Annotated in this window: 7 protein-coding genes and 1 pseudogene; 7 read left to right on the top strand and 1 reads right to left on the bottom strand. The window is 72.3% G+C overall.

Annotation, left to right across the window (positions count from 1 at the left end; all coding sequences use genetic code 11):
• The 4 genes and pseudogenes from ACTHMS_RS16305 to ACTHMS_RS16290 form a co-directional block, all read left to right on the top strand.
• A pseudogene (locus ACTHMS_RS16305) lies at nucleotides 1-214 on the top strand (hypothetical protein); the annotation flags it as partial.
• A gap of 299 nt (nucleotides 215-513) precedes the next feature.
• Nucleotides 514-1,098 (top strand): hypothetical protein, encoded by a 585-nt coding sequence (locus ACTHMS_RS16300; RefSeq protein WP_440307718.1) that lies wholly within the window; start codon nucleotides 514-516, stop codon nucleotides 1,096-1,098.
• Between the two features lie 772 nt (nucleotides 1,099-1,870).
• The gene (locus tag ACTHMS_RS16295; protein WP_440307717.1) at nucleotides 1,871-2,899 is read left to right on the top strand and encodes a Gfo/Idh/MocA family protein; all 1,029 of its coding nucleotides are present in this window, start codon (nucleotides 1,871-1,873) and stop codon (nucleotides 2,897-2,899) included.
• A gap of 26 nt (nucleotides 2,900-2,925) precedes the next feature.
• On the top strand, nucleotides 2,926-3,747 hold the full coding sequence (locus ACTHMS_RS16290; protein ID WP_440307716.1) for an isocitrate lyase/PEP mutase family protein: 822 nt from the start codon (nucleotides 2,926-2,928) through the stop codon (nucleotides 3,745-3,747).
• Here the strand turns inward: ACTHMS_RS16290 and ACTHMS_RS16285 are convergent, their stop codons facing one another.
• On the bottom strand, nucleotides 3,748-5,121 hold the full coding sequence (locus ACTHMS_RS16285; RefSeq protein ID WP_440307715.1) for an NAD(P)-binding protein: 1,374 nt from the start codon (nucleotides 5,119-5,121) through the stop codon (nucleotides 3,748-3,750).
• A 78-nt stretch (nucleotides 5,122-5,199) separates the two neighbouring features.
• Here ACTHMS_RS16285 and ACTHMS_RS16280 point away from each other — a divergent pair, with 78 nt between their 5' ends.
• The 3 genes from ACTHMS_RS16280 to ACTHMS_RS16270 all read left to right on the top strand — a co-directional run.
• The gene (locus tag ACTHMS_RS16280) at nucleotides 5,200-6,135 is read left to right on the top strand and encodes an aminotransferase class IV (protein WP_440307714.1); all 936 of its coding nucleotides are present in this window, start codon (nucleotides 5,200-5,202) and stop codon (nucleotides 6,133-6,135) included.
• On the top strand, nucleotides 6,132-6,842 hold the full coding sequence (locus ACTHMS_RS16275; protein WP_440307713.1) for an HAD family hydrolase: 711 nt from the start codon (nucleotides 6,132-6,134) through the stop codon (nucleotides 6,840-6,842). Before ACTHMS_RS16280 ends, ACTHMS_RS16275 begins: the two co-directional genes overlap by 4 nt.
• The coding region (locus tag ACTHMS_RS16270; RefSeq protein WP_440307712.1) for an FAD-dependent oxidoreductase at nucleotides 6,839-7,396 on the top strand (558 nt) is incomplete at its 3' end. The genes ACTHMS_RS16275 and ACTHMS_RS16270, both read left to right, overlap by 4 nt.

Genomic DNA, 7,396 nt, shown 5'->3' with positions numbered 1-7,396 from the left:
CAGCGTCGACGACGGGCACCTGGCCTGCGTGTTCCACCACCGCTGGGCCCGAACCCACGGCTGGGAACCGGTCATGGTCAACGGCAGGGTCGGCTGGCGACCACCAGCCTGGCTCGACCCCGAACGGACACCGCGGTTCAACCGCCTCCGCCGCCGCCTCGACCCCACCGACCTCACCGGCCTCGACACCGACAACGACCCCGACCTCGACTGATCGCGCCCCCGAGTGGGGTGCTGTCGTCGCACCCGGCGGGCCGACGCCATCGACCGCCCGAGAATGTCATCTCCGCACCAGGAACATGACCATCTCGGCGGGTCGAGCACCTCGACCACCCACGCCGCCGGTACCGACGCGACCCAACCCCTCGGTCATGCCGAGTTCCGAGCGGATTGGACGATCTTGCCCGCCGTGCCGTCATGCCGAGTTCGGGGCGGAGAAGCCGGTCTTGAATCTGTCGTCCTGCGAAGGACAGAGCTGGTCGCGCCAGTGGCCGGAGAAGGCATCATGATCCGGTGGACTGGCCAGTGACCACGCGACTTCTGTACTCGCTTCTCAACCCGCGTGGGCGGCTCAAGCGGGGACGCCTTGTCGATGCAGCGGTTCGAGCAGCGCTGCTCATCGATCTTGCAAGTGCGCGGCTCATCATCGAGCGTGACGGCGTCATCAAGGGCGGTGCAGCGGGTTCCGGCTTTGCACCAGCCACCCTCATGCTGGCCGAGATTGCCGCTCTCCCGTCTGCAACGGTCGAGACACTCGTGTGTCGGGGTTCGGTGAGCCGTGCAGACGTGGCGCAGGCGCTGGTCGCCCGTCACAGCTGGGCGGCGATGACGGGATCGGTCCTGCGGCCGGGGGTTCGCTACGAGGTACTTCTTCAGCTTCCCGAGCCCTGCCGAGACAATCCGTCCGACGTTCTCGTCGATCTCATGCTTCGGATGTTTGATGCCGACTTCGACCGCGATGAATTCGCGGAACAGGTGGATCGTTCAGGTGGGAGCACGGCTGCCTGGCTCATCCCCTCCGTGATGCACGAGCTTCTCGAATTACGAGACTGGCTCGCCGTGGCCAACGTCGGGAACGACGGAAGCGGCGGGGGCTAACCAGCCGGCTGCAGACCATGCCGCCAACGCGGCACTGCGTGATCATGCCGCTCCTACGCGGAACAGCACGCCGGATCTGCATTCCTGGGTCGCGCGGAGAGTATTGGCGGAGTCACCCTCGTCGGGATCGGTGTCCGATCAACATCAACGCGATGAAGGCGATGCCAGCGGCAGCCCCAGCAGCGAGCGCGAGAACGCCGAGCACAACACCTTCCGAGTGGCTCAGGTGGTCGGACCACCCACCCGTCACCAGTCGCGCCCCGAAAGCTACCAAGAACACGGGTACAGCAGCCAAGAGGATGAGCAGCCGGACGTTGAGCCGAGCCAGTGCCCGCCCTGCAAGTGCCAGCGGTTGATTGCCTTTCGCCGCAGCATGCCTTGGCGGGTGCTCCTGCGTCACGCGCCAAGTATGAGGCGCACCCGCTGCTCCGAAGTCTGTGAGCGACCATGCCGCTACCGCGGCACCGCGCGACCATGCCACTGCTTCGGCGATCAACCGGCGTACATGGCGGGTCCGGCGCCATCGTTCCGACGATGGCTCCAGCAGCGAGCCATCGGGTGTTGGATCGAGCGCCCGCTGGGGACATCATGCTCCGGCGCCGCTCGAAGGGCGCCCGGGGCGCTGCCTGACGTGAGGGACTGAACGTCTTCGACCTTCGCCGCGCTCGAGCGGGACTGGCGGCCTCGTCCATCGTCTGACGCGCCAGCAGATCCGAAAACCGTGACGAGGTCCGGGAATCCGTCACGAGTGGCGGTGGACCATGATGGGCGGATGATCTCGCTGCCGCCGACCCGTGTGCCCGACTCGCAGGACGCGCCCGCCATCCGGTGGGGCGTGCTCGCGCCGGGCGGCATCGCGCGGGACTGGACGGCGGCGCTGCACGCGACGACCGCGTCGCGCGTGCACGCCGTCGGGTCGCGGTCGCTCGAGCGGGCGCAGGCGTTCGCCGCCGACTTCGGCGTCGAGCGGTCGTACGGCAGCTACGAGGACCTCGTCGCCGACGACGGCATCGACGCGGTCTACGTGGCGAGCCCGCATTCGGAGCACCACGACCACGCGCTGCTCGCGCTCGGGGCCGGCAAGCCGGTACTGGTCGAGAAGGCCTTCACCCGCAACGCCGCCGAGGCCGCCGCCGTGATCGAGGCCGCGCGGTCGCGCGGCCTGCTGCTGGTCGAGGCGATGTGGACGCGGTTCCTGCCGCACATCGACGTGGTGCGCCGCTGTCTCGAGGACGGCGTACTCGGCGAGATCGTCGCCGTCGAGGCCGACCACGGCCAGCTGCTGTACCCGGACGGTCCGCAGCGGCTGGCCGACCCGGCGCTGGCCGGCGGCGCGCTGCTCGACCTCGCCGTCTATCCGATCGCGTTCGCGCACCTCGCGCTCGGCTCGTTCACCGAGGTGCGCGCGACCGGCGTGCTCGCCGACACCGGCGTCGATCGCAGCGAGACGATCGCCGTCACCGGGCCGAGCGGTGCCATCGGCACGCTGTCGTCCACGATGGCGGCGAAGACGCCGTGCCGCGCGTCCATCGCCGGCACGAAGGCGCGGCTCGAGATCGACGGGTGGTTCTACCAGCCGAACACCGTGCGGCTCGTCGACACCGACGACCGCGAAGTCGACCGCTACGACCCGCCCCGCCGCGAGCACGGGCTGGCGTACCAGTCGGCCGAGTTCGCCCGGCTGCTCTCGTCCGGCGCCACCGAGTCGACCCTGCTGCCCCTGGACGAGACGCTGCGGATCATGCAGGTCATGGACGAGGTGCGGGCGCAGCTGGGCGTGCGCTACCCCGGCGAGGCCTGACCGCCCGCGCCGCGGATGATGGCGCGGTGACCGCTCGTCCCGCGCCGGCCGACGCCGCCGCAACGCTGCTCGCCCTGCACCACGGCACCGGCTTCGTGCTGCCGAACGCCTGGGACGCGGGGAGTGCGCGCGTGCTCGAACAGGCCGGGTTCGCGGCGATCGCCACGACGAGCGCGGGTATCGCATGGTCGCTCGGGGTGCCCGACGGCGGGCGGGTCGGTCGCGACGAGATGCTCGAGCACGTCGCCCGCATCGTGCGCGCCGTCGGCGTGCCGGTCACCGCCGACGTCGAGGAGGGCTACGGCGACACCGCCGCCGAGGTGGCGCGGACGGTGAGCCAGGCCGTCGAGGTCGGCGTCGTCGGCGCCAACATCGAGGATGCGCGGCCCGGTGGCGGCCTGTTCGCCGTCGACGAGGCGGCCGACCGCCTCGCCGCGGCGCGCGCTGCCGCACCGCACGGCACCTTCGTCCTCAACGCTCGTACAGACACCTACTTCGGCGGCGCGGCCGGCGACCCGTTCGACGAGACGGTCGCGCGGGCCGAGCGGTATCTCGCGGCCGGGGCCGACTGTATCTTCGTGCCCGGGGTGCGGGACGCCGACACGATCGAACGGCTCGCGCAGGCGATCCCCGCGCCGCTCAACATCGTCGCCGGGCTGGCCAACACGATCGACGCGAAGACCCTGTTCGCGCTCGGCGTGCGGCGAGTCAGCCTGGGCGGCAGCATCGCCCGGGCGTCCTACGGCCTGCTCGACCGTGCGGCGCGCGAGCTGCTCGGCCCCGGCACGCTCGGCTTCCTCGACGGCGCGATCCCGTACGCCGACCTGCAGCGGCGCTTCGGCGCCTGATCACACACCGGCGAGCGCCGCCAGCCGGTCGAGGCCCGGCCCGCTGACCTCGGCGAGCCGGGCGCGCTGCGCGGCGACGGCCGGTTCGTCGCGGCGCGCGAGCAGCTGCCACGCGGGCGTCAGCAGGCAGTCGTCGGCCCATGCCGCGAGGTCCGGCTCGGCCATGTAGCGCGCCGTCGTCGCGATGCCGCGCGCCTGCATCGCCGCCCACTCGCGGGGCGTGTCGCCGTAGGCGTTGGGCGCACAGAGCCGGTTGCGCTCGCGGTCGTCGTCGCGGGTCGCCTCGACGACGCCGGCGAGCGCGGCGCAGAAGCACGGGAACCCGGGTCGGATCGTCTGCAGCCGGATCACGTCCGGCTGCCAGATCGGCTGCAGACCGGGGTTGCGCAGGCCCTCGGCCGCGCAGTGCACGACGACGGTGTCGGCGTCGAGCGGCACGGTGCCCCGGTCGAGCACCAGTTCGCGCGCCGAGGCACCCCGCACGTGGCCGAGCCGCACGACGTGTTCCACCTGCCGCAGCAGGTCGAGCTCCCAGGTGCCGAGCGTCGGCGCGCGAGCCATCGTCGGCAGCACGGTCGGGTCGATGCGCAGCATGACGCCGGCGGCCTCGAGGCCGAGGAAGAGCTCGTCGACGGAGGTCGCCGCGGCAGCCGCGCCCAGCAGGTCGGCGCTGAAGCCGGCCGTCACGGCCGGGTCGGGCTGGATCACCGCGCGGTTCAGCATCCACGGGTCGCGGGGACGCACCCAAGTCAGCCGGTCGGGGTCGACGCCGTGCCGCAGCAGCCAGACCACGGCGTCCGACGCCGTCTTGCCGGCACCGACGAGCACGAACCGGCCCGGCGCCGCGTCCAGCGCGGTCAGCCCGTTCACCGGCACGACGCGGGCGTCGTCGGCGACGGCGAACGGCGGCGCCACGAGCGCCGGGATGCGCGGCGCGAGGTAGGTGGCGTCGACGACCCGATGGCGCACCCGTACCGCCTGACGCCGGCCCGAGACCAGCGAGCGCACGACGTGCTCGCCACCGTCGGCGCCGTACTCGTGCTCGGACAGGAAGGTGACGCGTCCGGACGGCAGCAGCACGCGGTGCAGCACGTCGTCGTAGTAGGCCTCGATCTCGACCCGCCGCGCCCGCTCGTGCAGCCCGGCCTCGGGCCCCGAGGTCTGCACCGCGCCGGTGCCGAGCCGCCGCGAGGCCACCCCGTAGAACTGCGACGCCTGGTGCAGCTGGACGAACGGGTACGCGTCGAGCCAGTGGCCACCCGGTGCCGGGCGCCGGTCGACGAGCGTGACGTGGACGTCGGCGTGCGTCACGACCGCGTCGGCGAAGGCCATGCCCATCGCGCCGGCGCCGACGACGAGGTAGTCGGTGTCCACGCAGCGAACCTAGCCCGGCGGCGTCGCGTCCGGCGCCGCCTCTGCCGCCCGCACCCGCCCACGCGGCATGATCCCGGGGTGACCACTGCCCACGGCACCCATGACTTCGTCGACGACCCGCGCAACGCCGACATCCTCATCAGCGTGAACGGCGAGCTGGTGCCGCGAGCGCGAGCGGTCGTCAGCGTCTTCGACGCGGGTTTCGTGCTCGGCGACGGGGTGTGGGAGGGCCTGCGCGTCGCCGACGGCCGGCCGGCGTTCCTCGACCAGCACCTCGACCGGCTCTGGGAGGGCGCCGCAGCGATCATGCTCGACATCGGCCTGACCCGTGCCGAGCTGGCCGCGCGCATCGACGAGGTGCTCGCCGCGAACGGCATGACCAGCGACGGCGTGCACATCCGGCTCATGGTCACGCGCGGGCCGAAGTCGACGCCGTACCAGGACCCCCGCATGTCCGCCGGCCCGGCGACCGTCGTGATCATCGCCGAGTGGAAGGACCCTTTGCCGGCGACCGTCGAGCGCGGGCTGTCGCTGTTCACCGTGCACGTGCGCCGGGCGACACCGGACACGCTCGACCCGAAGCTCAACGCGCACAGCAAGCTCAACGACATCACCGCGTGCATCCAGGCCTACACCGCAGGGGCGGACGAAGCGCTCATGCTCGACCCGCAGGGGTTCGTCGCCACGTGCAACTCGACGCATTTCTTCGTCGTGCGGCGGGGCGAGGTGTGGACGTCCAACGGCGACTTCTGCCTGCACGGCATCACCCGGGCCAACGTGCTGCGGGTCTGCCGCGAGGCGGGCATCCCGGCGTTCGAGAAGCGGTTCAGCCTCACCGAGGTGTACAGCGCGGACGAGGCGTTCGTGACCGGCACGTTCGCCGGCGTCGTGCCCGTCCACACCGTTGACGGACGGCGCATCGGCACCGGCGCGCGCGGGCCGATGGTCGAGCGGTTGCAACAGCTGTACAGGCAGCTGGTGCGCGACGACGTCGCCGGGCGGGCGGCGCCGTGACCGGCGTCCGGCTGGCGATGTGGTCGGGGCCGCGCAACATCTCGACCGCGCTCATGCGCTCGTGGGAGAACCGGCCCGACACGCGCGTGGTCGACGAGCCGCTCTACGCCTACTACCTGCACGAGACGCAGCTGAACCACCCCGGACACGACGAGGTGATCGCAGCGGGGGAGACGTCGTGGCGCAAGGTCGTCGACGAGATCACCGCGCCGTGCGAGGGCGTGTACTACCAGAAGCACATGACCCACCACCTCATCCCGCAACTGCCGCGCGACTGGATCCCGCGCCTCACCAACGTGCTGCTCATCCGCGACCCGGCCGAGGTGGTCGCGAGCTACGTGCGCTCGCGCGCCGACGTCGTCGCCGAGGACATCGGGCTGGTGCAGCAGGGCGAGCTGTACGACCTGCTCGGCGGTGACGTACCGGTGATCGACGCCGCCGACTTCCTGCGCGCGCCCGAGGCCTACCTGCGGTGGCTCTGCGCCCACGTCGGCGTGCCGTTCACCGACGCGATGCTGCACTGGCCCGCCGGCCCGCGCGACAGCGACGGCGTCTGGGCGCCGTACTGGTACGACGCGGTGCTCGCGTCGACGGGCTTCGAGCCCTACCGCCCCCGGCAGGTCGAGCTGCACGGCGCCGCGCTCGAGGCGGCCGAGCGCAGCCGACCCGTGTACGAGCGGCTGCACGAGGTGCGGGTGAGGCTGTGACACCGGTCGACGTGGTCGTCGTCGGCGCCGGGTTGATGGGTGCGGCCGCCGCGCGGTCGCTCGCCCGCCGTGGCCGCAGCGTCGTCGTGGTCGAGCAGTACACGCCCGGGCACCCGCACGGCAGCTCGCACGGCCCGGCGCGGATCGTGCGCCGCGCGTACTCCGACGCGCTCTACGTGCAGCTCACCGGCGCCGCCTTCGCGCAGTGGGCGGAGCTTGAGGCGGCGTCGGGCACGGCCCTGATCCGCTGGCTCGGCGGCATCGACTTCGGCCCGACCCGCGACGTGCCCCGGATCGCCGGGCACCTCGCCACCGCAGGCGTGCCGCACGAGGTGCTGTCGGCGCGGGCGGCCGAGGAACGCTGGCCGGGCATGCGATTCGAGGGCGAGGTGCTGTTCCACCCGGAGGCCGGCACGGTCGACGCCGACGCCGCGGCGGCGGCGATGCTGCGGCTCGCCGAGGCCGACGGCGCGGACGTGCAGACCGCGACGGTCGTGCGCGCGCTGACGCCCGCCGGTGATCACGTGCGGCTGGCGCTCGGTGACGGCACGACC

Origin of the sequence: Jatrophihabitans sp. (assembly GCF_051960575.1) — a bacterium.
In the GTDB taxonomy this organism is placed as follows: domain Bacteria; phylum Actinomycetota; class Actinomycetes; order Mycobacteriales; family Jatrophihabitantaceae; genus JBQCEE01.
The sequence above is the reverse complement of the archived record's forward strand: the minus strand, read 5'-3'. Positions and strand labels throughout refer to the sequence as shown.